Here is a 19,209-nt window from a genome sequence, read left to right as displayed (position 1 = left end):
TAAATGCGAACTACTCGGCTTTTCGCCTATTTACAACTTACCCGCCCAGCAAATGTAGTCACAGCAATAGCTGACATTTGGGCGGGTTTTGCTATCTCAGGCACTTGGTTTTATCTATTGGAAGGTGGGCAAGGAGGAAACATACTACTTACCAAACTAGCTTGGCTTTCATTGAGTACAATTGGATTGTATGCTGGAGGTGTTGCCTTCAATGATGTATTCGATGCCGAACTTGATGCAATTGAGAGGCCGGAAAGACCCATTCCTAGTGGTAGAGTATCTAAAAGTAGAGCCGCATGGATGTCTTTCACGCTTCTCCTCATTGGAGTACTAGCTGCAGCTCAAGTAAATTTGATTTCCGCTGGAATAGCTTCGGTGGTTGCCCTTCTAGCAGTATTGTATGATTACTGGGGAAAGCACCAGAATCTGATAGGCCCAATAAATATGGGACTTTGCCGTTCTGGTAATTTGCTTTTGGGTGTCAGTGTAACTCCAGAATTACTATCTACTTTTTGGCCTTTAGGTCTGATCCCACTAATATTTGTAGCCGCGATCACCATGATCAGCCGTGGTGAAGTTCATGGAAAAAACAGGAATGCGTTGTATGGTGGGCTGTTAATGTACGTAATTGTCATCGCAGTAATAGGCTCAATTCCGTTCCTACATAATACTAATAGTTGGGAAGTACTTCCATTCATAGCCTTACTATGCTACATGATTTTCCCGCCTTTGATCAGAGCTATTCGTAGCCAAAACCCAAAACTCATAGGCAAATCCGTGAAAGCTGCCGTTATTTCCCTAATAATTGTCAATGCCTCATTAGCTTCGGCTTTTGCAGGATGGCAGATTGGATTATTTGTGTTATTGTTGTTGCCAATTTCTCTTTGGCTAGCCAAGAAATTCGCAGTTACCTAACAAAGAACTAAAAGGGGCTCGGAATTGTATTTATTCCAGCTAGCAGCTTAAGCCCATACCCTGTTGATTATGAATACGATTATTGAACAATCATTTTCTGTACCCTTCAAATATCAAGTCTGTTTTTCAGAAGAAATTTTCACTCCTGAGAATAAGTTATTTGTCGATATACTTTCTAAAGAAAGAAAGTCCAAAGTCCTTTTCGTAGTGGACAAAGGGGTTAAAAATGCTCACCCAAACCTGTTAGGCCAACTGAAAGCTTATTCACAAGCACATTCGGAATCATTTACACTAGCATCGGACCCTATTGTAGTAGTGGGTGGAGAAGCATCTAAAAATGATGATGCCATTTATAATGAAATTGTTAAAGCAACCCATCTGTATGGAATAGACAGACATTCATACATCGCCGTGATAGGTGGTGGTGCTGTGATAGATATGGTGGGTTTCGCAGCTGCTATATCTCACCGTGGGATTCGCCTAATTCGTATTCCCACTACAGTTCTTTCCCAAAATGACTCAGCAGTCGGGGTGAAAAACTCTGTAAACCTATTTGGGAAAAAGAATTACCTAGGCACTTTTACTCCACCATATGCAGTTCTAAACGATTTCAATTTCCTAAAAACGCTAGATGATAGAGATTGGAGGTCCGGGATTTCCGAAGCGATAAAAGTGGCCTTAATTAAGGATTTAACTTTCTTTTCCTGGATTGAGGATAATTCCTCGGCTCTAGCCGGGAGAGAAATGGCTCCCATGCAGGAGCTGATTATCCGCTGTGCGCAAATGCATTTGGATCATATATCCGGAAAAGATCCTTTTGAGTTTGGCTCATCAAGGCCATTGGATTTTGGCCATTGGGCGGCTCATAAATTGGAGCATTTAAGTGACTTCCGAATTCGTCATGGAGAAGCTGTAGCAATCGGTATTGCCTTGGATTCAACATATTCATTTTTGAAAGGATGGATTACAGAAGACGATCTGGTAAGAATAATCTCCGTATTTAAAACCTTAGGGTTTGACCTTTTTGCTCCTGAGCTAGGCGGAGAAAACCTAATCAAAGGCTTGAAAGAATTCCAAGAGCACTTAGGAGGTCAACTAACCATCATGCTTTTGAAGGCATTGGGCAAAGGAGAAGAAGTGCATGAAATGGATCATCAGCTAATCCATCAGGCTATAGATCTGCTCAAAAGTTACAACCAAACACAAAATTTGGTCACAAGTTAATTCAGAACAAAATCAACTTTATTCATGGAAATCAAAGGATTTCAACTCAGTTACTGCAGCAATATTCACCCCGGAGAGAGCTGGGAAGCAACATTTGAAAACTTAACAAAATATATTCCTGAAGTAAAGAATCGATTAAGTGTAGATAAGCCCTTTGGTATAGGCCTCAGGCTTTCTAATGAAGCAAGTCTCATTCTAGAAAAACCAGAACAACTGGCTGAATTTAAGAATTGGCTTGAAGCAGAGGGCGCATATGTTTTTACATTAAATGGCTTTCCTTACGGTGATTTCCATAGAACAGCTGTAAAAGACCAGGTTCATTTTCCTGATTGGACTACAACTGACCGAAGAGATTACACTGTCAGATCTTTCAAAATTCTTGCGCAATTATTACCAGAAAGCATTGATGGAGGAATCTCAACTTCTCCAGTTTCTTATAGACATTGGTTCAAATCCGAATCAGCATTAAATGCTGGAATGAAAACCGCCACCCAACACTTGTTGGAAGTAGTCGAGGAACTTGTTGAAATCAAAAAACAAACAGGCAAGTCTATGCATTTGGATATAGAGCCAGAACCAGATGGGATTTTGGAAAATTCTGACGAGATGATCTGGCTATTTTCGGACTGGCTTCTGCCAATTGGTAAACCTTGGCTCGCTGAAAAATTAGGAATTTCTGAAGATGAGGCTGAAAATAGAATCAAAGAGCATATCCAAGTTTGCTATGATGTTTGCCACTTTGCAATCGTTTATGAAAAGCCTGCCGATACCTTTGCCAAATTTGAAAAGGCTGGAATCAACATCGGTAAGATCCAAATTTCTGCAGCTTTACGAGTGCTCATCCCTCATGAGCCAGCAGCTAGAGATTTGCTCAAGGTGAACCTACTACCTTTCGAAGAATCGACCTACCTACATCAAGTTGTTGCTAAAAGGAAAGATGGTACGTTGAATTCTTATTCTGATTTGCCTGAGGCTCTCAAAGTCTTGGACACTACAGATGAAGAGGAATGGAGAATCCATTTTCATGTGCCTGTTTTTTTAGATAATTACGGGGCTTTGGCATCCACACAGGATCAAATTTCAATTGTACTCAATGAAATTTTAAAAAACCCTTCAATCGCTAACCATCTTGAAGTGGAAACCTATACTTGGGAAGTATTACCGGAAGATACACGCTTAAACTTAGGCGAATCCATTTCTAGGGAGCTGGCATGGGTAATCGAAAAATTGAATTAAAATGAAAAAGACAGTTGTCTTAGATATAGTTGCACTTTCTCCACGAGTGATTGGAGCGCATACTCCTTTTTTGAAAAGATGGATAGAAAAAGGAAAACGCGCAGTCGTAGAACCTGTATTACCAGCAGTTACTTGCTCCGCTCAGTCTGTATATTTGACTGGAAAATGGCCTACTGAAAACGGGATTGTAGGAAATGGCTGGTACTTCCAAGACGAATGTGAAATCAAATTTTGGCGCCAATCTAATAAGCTGGTACAATCACCGAAAGTGTGGGAAACACTCAAGGAAGAAAACTCCGAATTTACTGTAGCCAATATGTTTTGGTGGTACAACATGTACTCCAGTGTGGATTATGCAGTCACCCCAAGACCACTCTATCTTGCTGATGGCAGAAAAGAACCCGATTGTCATTCCCAACCTATGGGGTTACGTGATCGACTTCAAAAAGAACTGGGTCAATTTCCTCTTTTCTCTTTTTGGGGACCAAATGCAAACATTGCCTCAAGTAAATGGATAGCCGAGGCTTCCAAAAAGGTAGATGAATGGCACAACCCGACTTTAAATCTGATTTATATACCGCATTTGGATTACTCTCTTCAGAAGTACGGGATAGATTTTGACAAAATCGGAAAATACTTGAAAGAAGTAGATGAGCTTGCAGAGGATCTGATTACCTACTTCGAAAAGCAAGGGACTCAGGTGATTTTGCTGTCAGAATATGCGATTACCACTGTGAGTAAGCCAATTCATTTAAATAGGATTTTTAGAGAACAAGGCTGGATTCAGGTAAAAGATGAGCAGGGATTGGAAACCTTAGACGCCGGAACTTCCAAAGCTTTTGCCGTGGCAGATCATCAAGTTGCCCATATTCATGTAAACGACTTAAGCATTTTGCCTCAGGTCAAAAAGCTTCTTGAGGCTACTCCTGGAGTAGAACTGGTCCTTGATAAAGAAGGGAAAAAGGAGCATCATATAGACCACGAGCGATCTGGAGATTTGGTGGTAATGGCAGATAAGGAGTCATGGTTTACTTATTACTTCTGGCTAGACGATGCTAAAGCTCCAGATTATGCACGATGTGTAGATATCCACAAAAAGCCAGGCTATGATCCGGTGGAGTTAATACTTGATCCAGCTATTAAGATACCTTTGCTCACAGTAGGTTCCAAAGTCCTGAAGAAAAAGCTTGGTTTCCGCTACTTGATGGACGTCATTCCATTGGATGCCACTCTGGTAAAAGGTGCGCATGGGAGATTAAGCGAAGATGACTTAGATAAGCCTCTCCTTGTGTCTCAGGATAAAAACTTGGTGAAGGCGGACACCATACAGCCTACTGATGTCTATGAATTAATCCTGAAAGCAGTGAGGGGAAAATAGTCTGTCAAGTATTTCGTTGATTCTGTTACCATTTCAATTCCTATTTTTGAAAAAAATTCATTCATGCGTATTTCCAGCTATCGACAAATAACCCTTTCTCTTTTTTTGATTTTAGCTTTCGCTTGCGGCAAAAAAGAAAATGAAGGCTGTGAGCTTTCACCTGAAATTTTAGACCAAGATCTGACGGTCAATATTATAAGATTAGAAAAGGATTTTTTCGAAGCCAAATCCATTGAGGAATTCAAATATCTATTTGAAGAAAACCCGGAATTTACTGCTGAATACTTGCAAATGGACCTTTATCCAAGTCCTGATACGCTGGCAGCTGAGCTGTTGGCTATTCACCAAGATTCTTCCATGCGAGTACTATATGATTCAGTGCAGGTGATATTCAGCGATTTCTCTGATGTGGAAAAAGATCTTGAAAATGCGTTTAAAGCAATCAAATATTACTTTCCTCAATTTAAAATCCCAAAGGTTTACACGTTCACTTCTGGGTTTAATTCTGACCTGATTGTCACAGATGATGTGATTGTAATTGGACTAGACTACTTTTTGCCACCCACGCATTCTTTTCAGCCAGAATTACCACGCTATATGGCTGAGCGCTACGATAAACCGTACATCGTACCGATGATCGTCATGGCAATTTCTGCTCGGTATAACGTAACTAATCCTCAGGATAATAGATTGCTAGCCGAAATGATTTATTACGGTAAAACTTACCATTTCACTAAAGCAATTTTGCCTTGTACCTCAGATCAATACATCATCGGGTATACACCGGAGGCTATTTCTGAGAGTTTTGATAATGAGGAATTGATTTGGTCCCACTTTGTGGAAAATGAATTACTATACGAGACAAATCCTTTTGAAATCAGAAAATACATAGGAGAAGCGCCATTTACTGATGCCATTAGTACCAAAGCTCCTGGCAGATTAGGAAGATGGTTGGGATGGAATATTGTGGATGATTACCAGTTCAATCAGGATGTACCTCTGGATATCTTGATGGCAGAACCTGATGCTGAGAAAATTTTTAGAGAATCAGCATACAGGCCCAGGAAGCCAACTGAATAAGGATTCATTGCCTCTAGGACAAAAAAAACGAGTCTAAATCTAGACTCGTTTTTCACCAATAAACCCTATCCTATAAAATTGTGGTACTCAATTTCATTGTTACTCCGGTACGATGACCTGGTCAATTACATGAATAACTCCATTAGTTGCATGAATGTTTAACATAGAAGGAATTAATCCACTTTCATTTATACTCAAACCTGCAAGATCAACAGATAAATTATTTCCTTCCAATAAGGTAGGCAAGCTCGCACCATCTCTTAAATCCTGAGAGAATGCTCTTGCAGGCACTACATGGTATAGAAGTACATCTGTCAATAAATCAACATCAATTTCATCGACTCCACTCACACCTAGAGCATCATATAAATTTTCAAAAGCAGCATCGGTAGGTGCAAAAACCGTCAAATTATCATTTGAACCACCACTTACCGCATCTACTAGTCCTGCACGTGAAAGGGCTGCAACTAATTGAGTAAATTCTGGGGAAGAAGCAGTGGAAGTTTCAACTGCTATTTCAGCGATGCTTTTTGTAGGCGGGGTGATTACATAATCTAATGTATGGATCACGCCATTGCTAGCCATTTTATCTACAGCTGTAATCATGGTGTTGCCATTAATCCAGACGCCTCCATTGGGATCGACACTCACGTAGAAAATCTCACCATTCAGTGCCGTTACAGGTCCAGCAGTTACATTAGCAGAGGTTATATTGCCAGAAACTACATGATAGCTTAAAATATTCGCTAAGTCTGAATTACCCAGAAGATCTGCTGCTGAAATATTGTTTTCGGTAATGAAGTCTCCAAATGCTGCATCCGTCGGAGCAAAGATTGTAAAAGGGCCAGTAGCACTAAGATCGTCATCTAATCCTGCAGTAACTACTGCTGTCTCTAAGATTGAAAAATTGTCGTCAGCTACTACTACTTCAACAACATTCTGTGAAGTTGGCATTTGATCATCGTCATCGTCATCGCAGGAAGAAAATCCAGCAAGCATTGAGATTGAAAGTGCTACAGTTAGTAGCCGCTTTGTGTTTAATTGCAAGTTTTTCATTTTTATTTAGTTAGTTATTAGTTGGAAATCAGTTCAACGTAAACAACTAACCCATGCCTATATTGTTTTTGAAGTTCTTGCTTTTCCTATACTGCCCAATTATCCAACCTTGAATTACAAACCCCTCCAAGACTAAATAATCACGATATTGGTAAAATGATGCAGGTAGCTATTGCAAACTTTAGAAACCAAAGTTTTATATAAAAAAGCGCACACTGAAGCCTCTCAACTAGTCAATCTTATGAATTCCTCGTTGGATGATGAGAGATCCTTATTTGTACTTATTACCTGCTTCAAATGAGCAATCGCTAGCTCTTTAGTAAAATGTAGCTCAGCCAACCTGCGCGAATTTTTTCGCATTTTTACCAGTTGTTCAGGATTACTTTCTAAAATTTCAAGGCGAATAAAGGCCGACTCAATCTTAGATGGAAGGCAGGTAATACCCAGCTGATGGGTTTTCACCAAGTCATAAACCCAGCCCTTATGATTCACCAAAATCACTTTACCAGCTGCCAAGGCATCAAAAAATTTATTTGGGCTATTCGTTTTAAGAACGGGTAAATGCGCGAAGGAAATCCAGGCAAAATCTGCCAAACTCAGAACTTCGTTCACCTTTTCTTTAGAACCAAAGGAAATAAACCGAACCTGTTCAAGAGATTTTTCCGAGGCTATTTTTCTCAATTGAGCTTCATGGCTACCCTCTCCCATAATCAAAAATTGCCAGTTTTTACCTCGGTTTTGAGCCATTTCAGCAAGCTTTAAAAGCTCCTCTACTGCGTTTACTTTTCCCAAAGCTCCAGTATAGGCAATGGTCAGACTATTGGTCAACTCATACTTATCAAGGATCTCTTTTCGTTTCTCCATCAGATAAAACCTGTCTAAATCTGAGAAATTCGGAATCAAGTGAATCTTTTGTGGAGGAGTAACTTTTCTAAGATGAGATGCGATTCCTGGAGAAAGCGCAACCAAACTCATAGCGTGTAGGTAAATCTTTTTCTCCAACCTCTTCAAACTGCTTTTCAACACAGGATTCTTTATCGCTCCAACTTCAATCGGTGCCTGCGGCCAGAGATCGCGTACTTCAAAAATATAAGGAATTGCCAAGGTCTTTTTTGCCCAAAGCCCAAGCAATCCGGTGGTAAGAGGAGTGGAAGTAACATACAGTAAGTCTGGCCTAGGTAGTTTCCTAATCAGTTTTTTAGCTTGGCGCACATAGCTTATGAAAGCCATAACACGTTTAAAAAATCCAAATTTCTGCTCGTACTGAACTGGCAAATAATGCACCTTAATTCCCTCAATCCATCGCTGATCATAGCCGGAATTAGACCCGCCAGTAATCATTTCTACCTCATGACCTGCATCCACTAATCCTTTAGCCAAATGAAAAGAACGCACGGCCCCGCCCTCAGAGGGGGTTTTAAAGTATTGATGGATATAAATAATTCTCATAGCCTGTGCAATTTCACCCATTCTGCAAGAAGGAACAGGTTATAAAGAATTAAAAAATGTTGCTTCACGAAATGCTCAGGTCTGGAGACAATTTCCCGCATTCTATCTGGAAAAAGCTCTCCGTGAGAATTTTCGAACATTTTAATTGAATTGAAAACTCTCATAGAAAATTCTCCATTTTCAGAAAACCACTCTTGTAAAGGCAACCCAAATCCAAATTTCTTCCGGTTAGAAATCCAGTTAAGCCCCAACTCAGTTAAATACTGCTTGATCCATGGCTTGCCTTTTAGCGATTTCTCATCGTTAACGTTCCTCCACAATGTCAGCAGTGAAGCATCTAAATAAGGACTCCTTCCTTCAAGGCTATGCGCCATCAAGGCATTATCCTGAATCTTCAACACATCTTGCACAAGATAGACTTGCCTGTCAAAATCGAGCATTTGAGAATATAGAGGCAGATTTTTGTCAAAAACCCTATCGTAATCCTCTCCTAATTCGTCAGGAATATTTTCTAAGCCAGAGAAATTTAGAAAGGTCTTCTGTGGACTTGTATCAATTCCTAATATGAATTTTTGGTAGGTTCTTCCTACAGGCATTTTTTTTAAAATCTCCTGAAATCTTAAAAGCAAATCTTTCCTCTTCTGATAAATATCAAACGCATTATGTCGCTGATATCCACCAAAAAGCTCATCGGCCCCAGCACCTGAGATCAATACTTTAACAGATTTCCTTGCTTCCTTGCCAATCATCCACGTGAGAAATCCTGCAGAATCCCCAATAGGCTGATCAACACTTTTTAGGTATGCTTCCCAATTATCCCAGAATACTTTCTGATTGATTTCTATCAAATGAGGATTGCCCGGAAACTGGATTGCAAAGCGAGTTGCAGCATCTCCGTCCGCATATTTCTTTCGGTATTTTTTCTCAACTTGAATGGTAAAAGTAGGTAATGGAATTCCTGTTTGCTTATACCAAATCGAGTAAAGTAATGAACTATCCGCTCCGCCGCTGAGCTGCATGCCTACAGGGACATCGGCATGAAATTGATTCAGAACGGCTTCATTTAGCGTAGTTTTAAATGAGTCGAAAGTTGGTTCAATAGATGATTTAGCCTTACTTGAGATTTGATCCCATCGAAATGCGGTGTGACTTAATATCTTGGTGTAGCGCTCAGGCTTCCATTCATGGGTCCCGTGGAAAAAAGTACTTCCCAAATGAGGTGCTCTCAGGTAGAAATAGTTTTCAAATTGCTTAGTATTTAGCTCAGAAGACTTTAAGCTTTGGATGCTTCTGCATTCGGAAGAAAGAATAAGAGTATCTGGGTTCTGAGCATAATAAAGAGGCTTTTCACCAGTTTGATCCCGGGCAACGAGGACAGATTTCTCGATCAAATCCACATAAATCAACGCAAACATACCATTGAGTTTTGCTAGGGCTTCCGCGCCAAAAGCTCGCAACAAATGCAAAACTACCTCCGTATCCGACTGCGTGATGAAGATGACACCCATCTGCTGCAATAGCTTCCTAAGCTCCTTATAATTGTAAATCTCTCCATTCCAAATCAATAAGGATCTTCCATCAGGAGACCAAAAAGGTTGGTCTGCTTCATATCCCTTGTGAAGAATTTTCAGGCGATTCACTCCTATCCATAGCCCTGGCCAAGGGCTGAAACTCCCTTGCTGATCTGGACCACGATGCTGACTTACCTGAAGCATAGCATTGATAGCTGCTTCATTTGCACCTTTTCCCCAAATCAGATGGATTCCGCACATTATTTTTCTGTTTCTAGTTTTGTGATTTTCCCTTGATTTTTCTCAAAATACTTACATAAATGTGTCAGCGTACATTCTTCACACTTTGGTCTACGTGCCAAACAAACATATCGACCATGCAAAATCAGCCAGTGATGTGCGATGTGCACATATTCTTTGGGGATATGTCGGATAAGTTGCTTTTCTACTTCCAGTGGAGTTTTGGCAGTTTGGGAGACTAAGCCGAGTCTTTTTGAAACTCGGAAAACATGCGTATCCACAGCCATATTGGGCTGATTCCAAACAACTGAAGTGATCACATTGGCAGTTTTTCGACCCACTCCAGGTAGCTTGATCAACTCAGGAACGGTGGAAGGCACCTCCCCACCAAAATCCTCCATCAACATTTTTCCCAAACCTAAAAGGTGCTTAGTCTTATTGTTCGGATAAGACACCGTCTTGATGTAAGGAAAAAGCTCATCAAAATTGGAAGCTGCCAAAAACTCCGGCCCTGGGAATTTCTCAAATAAGGCCGGCGTCACCATATTGATCCGCTTGTCTGTGCATTGCGCTGAAAGAACCACAGCACATAAAAGCTGAAAAGGATTTTCATACTGAAGTTCAGTTTCAGCAATGGGCATATTCTCACGGAAGTGATTGATGATGGCTTCGTATCGTTCTTTTTTCAGCATTTTTATTCTTTTTTTAACCGCAGAGGAACACTGAGATTTACGCGGAGAGCACTATAATAAAGTGTTATTTTAAAATAAATTGACGCAACACTAGTGAATTTTAGATCACATTATAAGTCAGACAAAGCGAAGTCTAACTCTCAACTATCCTCTGAGCGGAATGCTAATTTATAAGATGCGCAGACCAATCCCATTTTTGTCAAGAAATAGGTTTAATAATATTCTTAAATAATGAGAATACGCTGTTTTAGTCAGATTGATAGCCATGGTAATTTTTTGGTGAAGACATAAAGTTTAAATTCGGGAAACCACCAGCTATGCGACACCTCAAAACCTTATTTGTACTTTTCTTTTTATCGACTTCTACTGCTTTTCCACAAGAGAGACCACGGGAAAAAGGGATCATATTTGGAGTACTTCCAACGGGAACATTGAATGCCATCACCGACGTGCCGGGTGTTAAAGTCGGGCATTTAACTAAAATCGAAGGCGACAATATCCGTACAGGAGTTACTGCTATTTTACCTCATGGCGGTAATATTTTTCAGCAAAAAGTCCCTGCGGCCATTTACGTGGGAAATGGATTTGGCAAGCTCGCTGGCGTGACCCAAGTGCAGGAACTCGGGAACATTGAGACTCCTATTATTCTCACAAACACACTAAGTGTGGCTGCCGGAATCGAGGGAACCGTTCGATATTCTTTGGAGCAAAATGAAAATGCCCAATCGGTAAATGCTGTAGTAGGCGAAACGAATGATGGCTACCTCAATGATATTCGTGGGATGCACATTTCTCCTGAAGAAGTCATCCAAACTATCAAATCTGCTAAATCGGACAAAGTCGAGGAAGGAAATGTAGGTGCTGGTACGGGTACTGTTTGCTTTGGGTGGAAAGGAGGAATTGGAACTGCCTCGAGAAAACTACCTGAAAGCCTAGGGGGCTATACTGTCGGCATCCTAGTCCAAACCAATTTCGGGGGAAACCTGCAAATAGATGGAGTTGCCGTGGGCGAAAAAATGGGTAAGTATCCGTTTCGGGACGCGATGGAAAAATCGGATGGAAGCTGCATGATAGTTGTGGCTACTGACGCTCCTGTGCTGGAAAGAAATCTGGAACGAATGGCAAAACGCGCCATGATGGGCCTGGCAAAAACAGGAGGCATAGCTTCCAATGGATCTGGGGATTATGTGGTGGCTTTTAGTACCGCTGAGGGACTTCGGATTCCCTATTCAGCTAAATCGGGAACGTTGGAAAATGCCGAATTCATTCGAAATGACGATATGAGTTCCTTATTTATGGCAGTGATCGAAGCTACAGAAGAGGCAATTATAAACTCTTTATTTGCTGCTGAATCTCTGGAAGGAAAGGACGGGCACCGTGTGGAGCAATTACCTATCGATCAGGTGATGAAGCTGATGAAAGAAAATTAAACCAAAAACATGGGGAGTATTGATCAGAAAAACCAATTGGAAGCAACTCACAAAGATTGCTGCGCTGTGGATGAACAAGTAAATCATGGGCATTCCCAAGAAGATGGGCATGATCACGACCACGATGCGCCTGAAGGCGAGAGCATGCTCCGATTCTTTGCCCCAGCGATTTTTTCTTTTGTGGTCATGATGCTAGGTCTAGGTTTTGACTATGTTTTTCCACAGGAATGGTTCCAAGGATGGGTACGGTTTGGTTGGTATTTAGTAGCCTATTTGCCTGTTGGTTTACCAGTATTGAAAGAAGCCTGGGGAAGTATTCGGAAAGGAGATATTTTCTCAGAATTCCTGCTGATGGGAATTGCCACGGTGGGTGCATTCGCAATCGGAGAATACCCAGAAGGCGTGGCAGTAATGCTTTTTTATTCTGTTGGGGAGGTATTTCAGGCCATGGCAGTCACCCGGGCAAAGACCAACATCAAAACTTTACTCGATCAGCGGCCGGATGAGGTGACGATTGTGGAAGGAAATACGACCAAAACTATCAAAGCTGCAAATGCCAAGATTGGCGATATAATTCAATTGAAAGCTGGAGAAAAGTTAGGATTGGACGGAGAGCTGCTATCTGAAAAAGCTTCCTTCAATACCTCCGCTTTGACTGGAGAAAGCAAGCCAGATTCCAAAGAAAAAGGAGAAGAGGTACTAGCAGGAATGGTGAATCTGAATACTGTTTCCCAAGTCAAAGTGACTACTGCTTACACAGACAGTAAGCTTTCCAGAATTCTGGAATTGGTGCAAAATGCAACTGCCCAAAAGGCTCCAACCGAACTTTTCATCCGGAAATTCGCGAAAATCTATACTCCAATTGTAGTTTTTCTGGCAATTGGAATTTGCTTTCTTCCTTTCCTATTTGTGGACAATTATGAATTCAGTGATTGGCTCTATCGTGCACTGATTTTCTTGGTGATTTCCTGCCCTTGTGGATTAGTGATCAGTATTCCCTTAGGATACTTTGGGGGAATCGGTGCAGCGAGTAAAAACGGTATTCTGTTCAAAGGAAGTAATTTCCTGGACAGTATTGCTCAGATCAGTCAGGTAGTGATGGACAAAACCGGAACGATGACTGAAGGTGTTTTTGATGTGCAAGAAGTCCATCTTCAGCCTGAATTCCTTGAATCCAGAATTCTTGATTTTGCCAATGCCTTAGAAAGCAAAAGTACCCACCCAATTGCAACAGCCATTAAAAAACACGTAGGCGAGATTGATTCTAGCATTGCCTTGGAAAATGTAGAAGAGATTGCTGGACATGGATTGAAAGCTCAGGTAGAAGGCAAGGAATTACTAGTCGGAAATTTCAAGTTGATGGACAAGTATTCGATTCCTTATTCTATCGATCCTTCCGGCATAGTTTACACCTTGGTGGCAATTGCCTATGAAGGGAAATTTGCTGGCTATTTGACCATTGCGGATAGGATAAAGGCCGACGCTCTGCTCACGATAGCACAATTGAAATCTATGGGAGTCGGTATCACGATGCTTAGTGGGGATAAAAGCAATGTGGTCAATTTTGTAGCGAACAAATTAGGCATCCCAAATTCATTTGGAGATTTACTTCCTGAAGATAAAGTAAACAAAGTCAAAGAGATCAAAGCTCAAAAAGGAACAGTTGCATTCATTGGAGATGGAGTAAATGACGCTCCCGTTGTTGCCATTTCTGATGTAGGAATAGCAATGGGAGGTTTGGGAAGCGATGCTACAATTGAAACTGCGGATGTGGTGATTCAGGATGATAAGCCAAGTAAAATTCCGATGGCGATTTCTATTGGGAAAAAGACCAAAAGAATTGTCTGGCAGAATATAGGGTTCGCTTTTGGGATAAAAGTCGTGGTGTTAGTGCTCGGTGCATTGGGTATGGCTACCATGTGGGCAGCAGTTTTTGCAGATGTGGGCGTGGCATTGCTTGCAATTTTGAATGCGATAAGAATACAGAAAATGAAGTTTGATTGAAAAAGTAGGATGTAGTGTGCCGGATGACCGGTGAAAATTAACTTAACAATGAACTCCTCCAAAAATAAAGAGAACGCGATCACTTTTTATAAGACTGCCTATGAAGGTAATCCGCGTAAAGCTGTAGAGTTATTCACAGGAGCAGATTACATTCAGCACAATCCAGCCGTAGGTGACGGAAAAGAGGAATTCATTTCATACTTCGAGCGAATGCAAAACGAATATCCAGACAAGTCAATCTCATTCGTCAGAGCAATAGCAGAAGGAGATTTAGTTGCTCTTCATACACATCAAACTTGGCCGGGAAATGATCAGTATGTGACCATGGACTTTTTCAGATTTGATGAGAATGGAAAGATCGTAGAGCATTGGGATGCTATTCAGCAAATCCCAGCAACTTCTGCGAATGGGAATACGATGTATTAATAAGATGATAAAAAAGGTAAATATTAACGAGAAATTTGGCTTGATCAAGGAGCTTTGGACTCCCAAAATAATCGGAGAGCTAAACGGTCAGGACGTAAAGTTGGCCAAGGTAAAAGGTGAATTCGTTTGGCATAATCACACAGATGAAGACGAGCTTTTTCTGATTGTGAAGGGATCTCTAAAAATTGATTTTGAGGGAGAAAGTGTCACTCTGAACGAAGGGGAAATGGTAGTCGTACCGCGGGGAGTAGAACACAGACCAATAGCCGAAGAGGAAGCCTGGGTCCTACTTTTTGAACCACAAAGCACCAAACACACTGGTGATGTCAGATCAGATTTGACTGTGGATAAGTTTGAAAAAATATAGGGTTAAGTATTAATTTGAAAACCAGTAAGGTTAGCGATAGTTTTCATTTTTCCTCAATAAAATAATTAATTATTACCCTATTAAATTACTAGGATTTACCGTAAAATTGCAGCTTAATTAGCCCTATTGAAAGCAGTTGCATTTTCCTCCCTCTTCCTATTTCTAAGTTTTTGGCCAAAATTAACCTTTGCTCAGAAGGATGTTACCCACCAGCAACTCATCTGGTATGGCTACTTTCTCACGCTGCCGATTGATGAAAATTGGTCAATAATGGCGGAAGTTCAGGAGAGGCATTTTGTAAATCCATTTGCGCAGCATCAACTCTCTGTAAGAGCTCATTTGAATCGTAAACTTGGTAAAAGCGGGTGGACCGCCACAACTGGTTTCGCTTCATTTTTTCAAAGCCCAAATAATCCTCGTTCAGAGCTGGATCTGATAGAGCCAGAACTTAGAGCGCATGTAGAAATGGCGTATAAACAAAAGCTCAACAAACTCACTCTTGATCATAGATACAGAACAGAGGCCCGCTTTTTTCATAATCTAAACTTAGATGAAACAGAGTTAGCAGATGGCTATTTTTTCGGGAGTTTTAGATTTCGTTATCGTATTATGGCCTCTTATCCCATTTGGAAAATCAAGGAAAATCAACTTCTAAAAGTAATAGCAGGTGATGAGCTGATGGTCCAAGCTGGGGAAAAAGTGAAATATACATTTGATCAAAACCGATTGATAACAGGGTTAAACTTTACTTTTTCGCAAGCATTAAACGTGGAGCTTGCCTATCAAAAATGGATCAATCAACGTCAGACGGGTGGCTATTACAATCGGGATATTGTCAGATTTACAGTGAATCACCGTCTGGGGGTTAAATAGTAAGGGAGCTAATCTAATAACTTCCATTTTTTCCACTTATCAGAACTCTTACCAATGATCTGGTATTTTCTCTTATTTTTACTCAAACCACACTTTACCAACCTTAATACTCAATGAAAACTAACTTTATTCAGAAGGTAGCGATAGGCTGCTCAGTCCTTCTTCTATTTTTCGTCAGTACCACCCAAGCTCAAACCTATGCTGAAAATGGAATGGTTGTCTCTGACAATGTGATAGCTTCTCAAGTTGGAGTAGATATTCTCAAAAAAGGAGGTAATGCCATCGATGCTGCTGTCGCTACCGCTTTTGCTTTGGAAGTAACTCATCCGGAAGCTGGAAATATCGGCGGTGGAGGGTTTATCGTTTATTTAAACTCAGAAGGCGAGGTTACCACATTTGATTTTCGTGAGAAAGCCCCTTTGGCAGCAAGCCCAACCATGTTTTTGGATGAAAATGGAAAAATCAAAAATAACTCCAACCACCAAGGTTTATTGGCTGTAGGAGTTCCTGGGACAGTCGCTGGCCTCTATCAAGCCCATCAAAAATACGGAAAATTACCTTGGGCTGATTTGGTAAAACCATCCGTAGAATTAGCCAAAGAAGGCTTTACCATGAGCTATGGCTTGTATAATGCGGCAGTAAGAATGACTGACCGTGATCCTTCGGAGGACATTATGAAAAATTACTTCAGAGGGGAAAATGGACAAATCGTTAAGCCTGGGGAAACCTGGAAGCAACCTGCTTTGGCAAAAACCCTTAAAGAAATCCAAAAACACGGTAGAGATGGGTTTTACAAAGGTTGGGTAGCGCAGGAGATCGAAGATTACATGAAAGCCAATGGAGGAATTATCACTAAGGAAGATTTGGAGAAATATGAAGCCGTAGAGCGCGAGCCAGTGAAAGGAACTTTCAATGGCTATGATATTTATTCCATGCCGCCTCCGAGTTCAGGCGGAGTTGCTTTGATCGAAATGATGAATCTCATGGAGGAAGCCAATATCTCTGAAGTGGAATTCAACTCTACTGCTTATGTGCATTTGGTAGCTGAAGCAATGAGAAGAGCTTTCGCAGATAGAGCTGAATTTTTAGGAGACCCAGATTTCAATTTGGATATGCCTTTGGATAGATTGCTTTCAAAGGAATTTGCAAAAACTCGCTTTGAAAATCTAGATATGACCAAGGCCTCTATCTCTGATCCAGCACAATTTGGTCACCCATATGGAGGAGATAATACCACTCATTTTTCGGTAGTTGATAAAGACGGCAACGCCATTTCTCTGACATACACCCTGGAAAATTCTTATGGCGTAAAAATGGGTTCTTCCAAACTTGGTTTCATTTTCAATAATGAAATGGGGGATTTTAATCCAGTTCCCGGGGAAACGACTACTACTGGACAAATTGGATCTGATCCCAATTTGGTAGCACCTGAAAAAAGAATGTTGTCAAGCATGACTCCCACGATTGTGGCAAAGGATGGAAAACCTTATTTAGTAATTGGTAGCCCAGGTGGAAGAACGATTATCAACACTGTTTTTCAGACGGTTTTGAATGTGCTAGCTTACGATATGCGAATTGATCGGGCTATCGAGGCGATGAAAATCCACCATCAATGGCTTCCAGATCGAATTTTGTATGAGGTAAATTTACTTTCTCCAGATACAAGAGAAGCGCTTGAAAAAATGGGGCATTCACTTACGCCAACAACTAATATTGGTGTACTGATGGGAATCACTTACGATGCTTCCAAAAAATTATATACCGGAGCTTCTGATTCTTCCAGCGAAGATGGTGGAGCGAGAGGTTATTAAGGTGTATTTTGTAAGTGGTAAAAGGGTAAATGTGAAAAGTGTATGGCTTTAAGGATAAGATGTAAGAAGTAACATCATGGTGTAACAAGCCTCGATATCAACAGAATTTTCAATTCAATAATGATTTAGTCTCTTTAGTAGAAGAATTACAGATAAAATATAATTGTGGAAAAAGATACAGGCTTACTAAGAGAAATTGGTGTATGGGGTCTCTCAGCCAACATTGTTAATATTATTGTCGGCGCGGGCATCTTTGTCTTGCCAGCGATTGTTGCTGAGATCATGGGTTCCGCAGGCATCTTTGTTTACCTGTTTTGTGGATTTCTGATTGCTTTGGTCATGCTGTGTTTTGCAGAGGCAGGGAGTAAAGTCACTCGATCCGGAGGAGCTTATGCCTATGTTGAAACGGCTTTTGGTCCATATACAGGATTCTTAGCTGCTGTTTTTATGGTGATGGGCAGCGCATTTTCAGATGCCGCTGTAGCTAATGCATTGATAGAATTAATTGGTCTGGCTTTTCCGGTTTTCGCTAATCAATACATCCGTGTGTTATTATTGTTTTTGGTTTTTGGGGGTTTGTGCTTTCTAAACGTGATAGGCGTCAAGCAAGGAATTGGTTTGGTGAAAATCAATACGGTTGCAAAATTGACTCCTCTACTCTTGCTGATTCTATTCAGCTGGAAAGATGTTACTTTTTCCAATCTGATGATAGAAAATGCCTCCTCATTTAAGAATTTTGGAGCGGCTTCCCTGATTTTATTTTTTGCATTTCAAGGTGGAGATGCAGGATTAACCGTCGGTGGTGAGATCAAAAACCCTCAAAAGACTGTTCCAAAAGCTATTTTCATAGGAATCACGTTTGTACTGATTCTTTATGTTCTAATTCAAACTATTTCTCAGGGAGTTTTAGGAGATCAATTGCCAGAATTCAAAGAAGCTCCTTTAGCATCTGTGGCAAATGTTGTTTTTGGTCCCTTTGGTTACACGCTACTGTTAATTACAGCGGGAGTTTCTATGTTTGGAATGCTGAGTGGGGAAATTCTAAATTTGCCACGAGTGCTATTTGGTTTGGCTAGTGATCGGGTGATTCCTATGGATAAATTGGCTGCCATCCATCCTAGATTCAAGACTCCTTATATTTCGATCTTGCTTTATGGGGGAATTGGGTTTACCCTTGCAGCTATTGGCGGATTTCGACAGCTAGCTGTAATTGCATCAGCGAGTATGCTATTGGTTTATTTTGGTGTAGCCTTATCTGTGATCAAATTTAGGAGGAAGCAACCAGCTAATTCAGGAGATTTCAAAATTCCATTTGGATATACAGTTCCAATTCTGGCAGCTGGAATTATCCTCTTTTTCCTATCCAATTTGACTGGCTATGAAAAAACAGGAATTCTTATTTTTATAGCTTCCCTTACCCTGATTTACTTCTTGGTAAAAGCAGTTTCAAAAGGAAAATTAAAATCAGAATAGCCAGAGTAAGAATCATCTAACATACGCTAGAACTAGCTAATAAT

The 19,209-nt window shown here is 40.7% G+C and carries 16 protein-coding genes; 12 read left to right on the top strand and 4 right to left on the bottom strand.

What is annotated here, in order from left to right:
* The first annotated feature begins 3 nt into the window (after window positions 1-3).
* From eboC to gldB, 5 genes are all read left to right on the top strand, one after another.
* On the top strand, window positions 4-915 hold the full coding sequence (gene eboC / locus QOL76_RS05925) for a UbiA-like protein EboC (RefSeq protein ID WP_283412110.1): 912 nt from the start codon (window positions 4-6) through the stop codon (window positions 913-915).
* A gap of 69 nt (window positions 916-984) precedes the next feature.
* Window positions 985-2,139, top strand: a complete 1,155-nt coding sequence (locus QOL76_RS05920; RefSeq protein WP_283412109.1) for a 3-dehydroquinate synthase — start codon at window positions 985-987, stop codon at window positions 2,137-2,139.
* 24 nt (window positions 2,140-2,163) lie between these two features.
* Complete coding sequence (gene eboE / locus QOL76_RS05915) at window positions 2,164-3,375, top strand: metabolite traffic protein EboE (RefSeq protein ID WP_283412108.1); 1,212 nt, start codon at window positions 2,164-2,166, stop codon at window positions 3,373-3,375.
* 1 nt (window position 3,376) lies between these two features.
* Complete coding sequence (locus QOL76_RS05910; RefSeq protein ID WP_283412107.1) at window positions 3,377-4,753, top strand: alkaline phosphatase family protein; 1,377 nt, start codon at window positions 3,377-3,379, stop codon at window positions 4,751-4,753.
* A 63-nt stretch (window positions 4,754-4,816) separates the two neighbouring features.
* Window positions 4,817-5,833 carry a gliding motility lipoprotein GldB gene (gene gldB, locus QOL76_RS05905; protein WP_283412106.1) on the top strand — a complete coding sequence of 339 codons (1,017 nt, stop codon included), beginning with the start codon at window positions 4,817-4,819 and terminating at the stop codon, window positions 5,831-5,833.
* Between the two features lie 99 nt (window positions 5,834-5,932).
* Here gldB and QOL76_RS05900 read toward each other — a convergent pair whose 3' ends face one another.
* The 4 genes from QOL76_RS05900 to nth all read right to left on the bottom strand — a co-directional run bounded on the left by QOL76_RS05900 (window position 5,933) and on the right by nth (window position 10,781).
* The gene (locus QOL76_RS05900) at window positions 5,933-6,889 is read right to left on the bottom strand and encodes a fasciclin domain-containing protein (protein ID WP_283412105.1); all 957 of its coding nucleotides are present in this window, start codon (window positions 6,887-6,889) and stop codon (window positions 5,933-5,935) included.
* A gap of 225 nt (window positions 6,890-7,114) precedes the next feature.
* Window positions 7,115-8,338 (bottom strand): glycosyltransferase family 4 protein, encoded by a 1,224-nt coding sequence (locus QOL76_RS05895; RefSeq protein WP_283412104.1) that lies wholly within the window; start codon window positions 8,336-8,338, stop codon window positions 7,115-7,117.
* Window positions 8,335-10,110, bottom strand: coding sequence for an asparagine synthase (glutamine-hydrolyzing) (gene asnB / locus QOL76_RS05890; protein WP_283412103.1), 1,776 nt, complete (start codon window positions 10,108-10,110; stop codon window positions 8,335-8,337). Before asnB ends, QOL76_RS05895 begins: the two co-directional genes overlap by 4 nt.
* Window positions 10,110-10,781: an endonuclease III gene (gene nth / locus QOL76_RS05885; protein WP_283412102.1), complete on the bottom strand. Its 672-nt coding sequence runs from the start codon at window positions 10,779-10,781 to the stop codon at window positions 10,110-10,112. Before nth ends, asnB begins: the two co-directional genes overlap by 1 nt.
* 317 nt (window positions 10,782-11,098) lie before the next feature.
* On the opposite strand from nth, the gene QOL76_RS05880 reads away from it, so the two are divergent.
* The 7 genes from QOL76_RS05880 to QOL76_RS05850 all read left to right on the top strand — a co-directional run bounded on the left by QOL76_RS05880 (window position 11,099) and on the right by QOL76_RS05850 (window position 19,165).
* Window positions 11,099-12,211, top strand: a complete 1,113-nt coding sequence (locus QOL76_RS05880) for a DmpA family aminopeptidase (protein ID WP_283412101.1) — start codon at window positions 11,099-11,101, stop codon at window positions 12,209-12,211.
* A 9-nt stretch (window positions 12,212-12,220) separates the two neighbouring features.
* Window positions 12,221-14,215, top strand: a complete 1,995-nt coding sequence (locus QOL76_RS05875; RefSeq protein WP_283412100.1) for a heavy metal translocating P-type ATPase — start codon at window positions 12,221-12,223, stop codon at window positions 14,213-14,215.
* Between the two features lie 48 nt (window positions 14,216-14,263).
* The gene (locus tag QOL76_RS05870) at window positions 14,264-14,641 is read left to right on the top strand and encodes a nuclear transport factor 2 family protein (RefSeq protein WP_283412099.1); all 378 of its coding nucleotides are present in this window, start codon (window positions 14,264-14,266) and stop codon (window positions 14,639-14,641) included.
* Between the two features lie 4 nt (window positions 14,642-14,645).
* Window positions 14,646-15,008, top strand: coding sequence for a cupin domain-containing protein (locus QOL76_RS05865; protein ID WP_283412098.1), 363 nt, complete (start codon window positions 14,646-14,648; stop codon window positions 15,006-15,008).
* Window positions 15,009-15,134: 126 nt separating this feature from the next.
* Window positions 15,135-15,881: a DUF2490 domain-containing protein gene (locus QOL76_RS05860; RefSeq protein WP_283412097.1), complete on the top strand. Its 747-nt coding sequence runs from the start codon at window positions 15,135-15,137 to the stop codon at window positions 15,879-15,881.
* Between the two features lie 113 nt (window positions 15,882-15,994).
* The gene (gene ggt, locus QOL76_RS05855; RefSeq protein ID WP_283412096.1) at window positions 15,995-17,692 is read left to right on the top strand and encodes a gamma-glutamyltransferase; all 1,698 of its coding nucleotides are present in this window, start codon (window positions 15,995-15,997) and stop codon (window positions 17,690-17,692) included.
* A gap of 165 nt (window positions 17,693-17,857) precedes the next feature.
* A complete protein-coding gene (locus tag QOL76_RS05850) occupies window positions 17,858-19,165 on the top strand; it encodes an APC family permease (RefSeq protein WP_283412095.1) in 1,308 nt (435 codons plus the stop codon).
* The last annotated feature ends 44 nt before the right edge of the window (window positions 19,166-19,209 follow it).

The organism is Algoriphagus winogradskyi (assembly GCF_900182815.1).
Lineage (GTDB): Bacteria > Bacteroidota > Bacteroidia > Cytophagales > Cyclobacteriaceae > Algoriphagus > Algoriphagus winogradskyi.
Note: the sequence above shows the minus strand (reverse complement) of the source record. Positions and strands in the feature narration are given on the sequence as shown.

What these genes read in the sequence shown, in the direction of transcription:
- eboC (WP_283412110.1), top strand. Translation starts at nt 4, where the DNA reads ATGCGAACTACTCGGCTTTTCGCCTATTTACAACTTACCCGCCCAGCA.
- QOL76_RS05920 (WP_283412109.1), top strand. Translation starts at nt 985, where the DNA reads ATGAATACGATTATTGAACAATCATTTTCTGTACCCTTCAAATATCAA.
- eboE (WP_283412108.1), top strand. Translation starts at nt 2,164, where the DNA reads ATGGAAATCAAAGGATTTCAACTCAGTTACTGCAGCAATATTCACCCC.
- QOL76_RS05910 (WP_283412107.1), top strand. Translation starts at nt 3,377, where the DNA reads ATGAAAAAGACAGTTGTCTTAGATATAGTTGCACTTTCTCCACGAGTG.
- gldB (WP_283412106.1), top strand. Translation starts at nt 4,817, where the DNA reads ATGCGTATTTCCAGCTATCGACAAATAACCCTTTCTCTTTTTTTGATT.
- QOL76_RS05900 (WP_283412105.1), bottom strand. Translation starts at nt 6,889, where the DNA reads ATGAAAAACTTGCAATTAAACACAAAGCGGCTACTAACTGTAGCACTT.
- QOL76_RS05895 (WP_283412104.1), bottom strand. Translation starts at nt 8,338, where the DNA reads ATGAGAATTATTTATATCCATCAATACTTTAAAACCCCCTCTGAGGGC.
- asnB (WP_283412103.1), bottom strand. Translation starts at nt 10,110, where the DNA reads ATGTGCGGAATCCATCTGATTTGGGGAAAAGGTGCAAATGAAGCAGCT.
- nth (WP_283412102.1), bottom strand. Translation starts at nt 10,781, where the DNA reads ATGCTGAAAAAAGAACGATACGAAGCCATCATCAATCACTTCCGTGAG.
- QOL76_RS05880 (WP_283412101.1), top strand. Translation starts at nt 11,099, where the DNA reads ATGCGACACCTCAAAACCTTATTTGTACTTTTCTTTTTATCGACTTCT.
- QOL76_RS05875 (WP_283412100.1), top strand. Translation starts at nt 12,221, where the DNA reads ATGGGGAGTATTGATCAGAAAAACCAATTGGAAGCAACTCACAAAGAT.
- QOL76_RS05870 (WP_283412099.1), top strand. Translation starts at nt 14,264, where the DNA reads ATGAACTCCTCCAAAAATAAAGAGAACGCGATCACTTTTTATAAGACT.
- QOL76_RS05865 (WP_283412098.1), top strand. Translation starts at nt 14,646, where the DNA reads ATGATAAAAAAGGTAAATATTAACGAGAAATTTGGCTTGATCAAGGAG.
- ggt (WP_283412096.1), top strand. Translation starts at nt 15,995, where the DNA reads ATGAAAACTAACTTTATTCAGAAGGTAGCGATAGGCTGCTCAGTCCTT.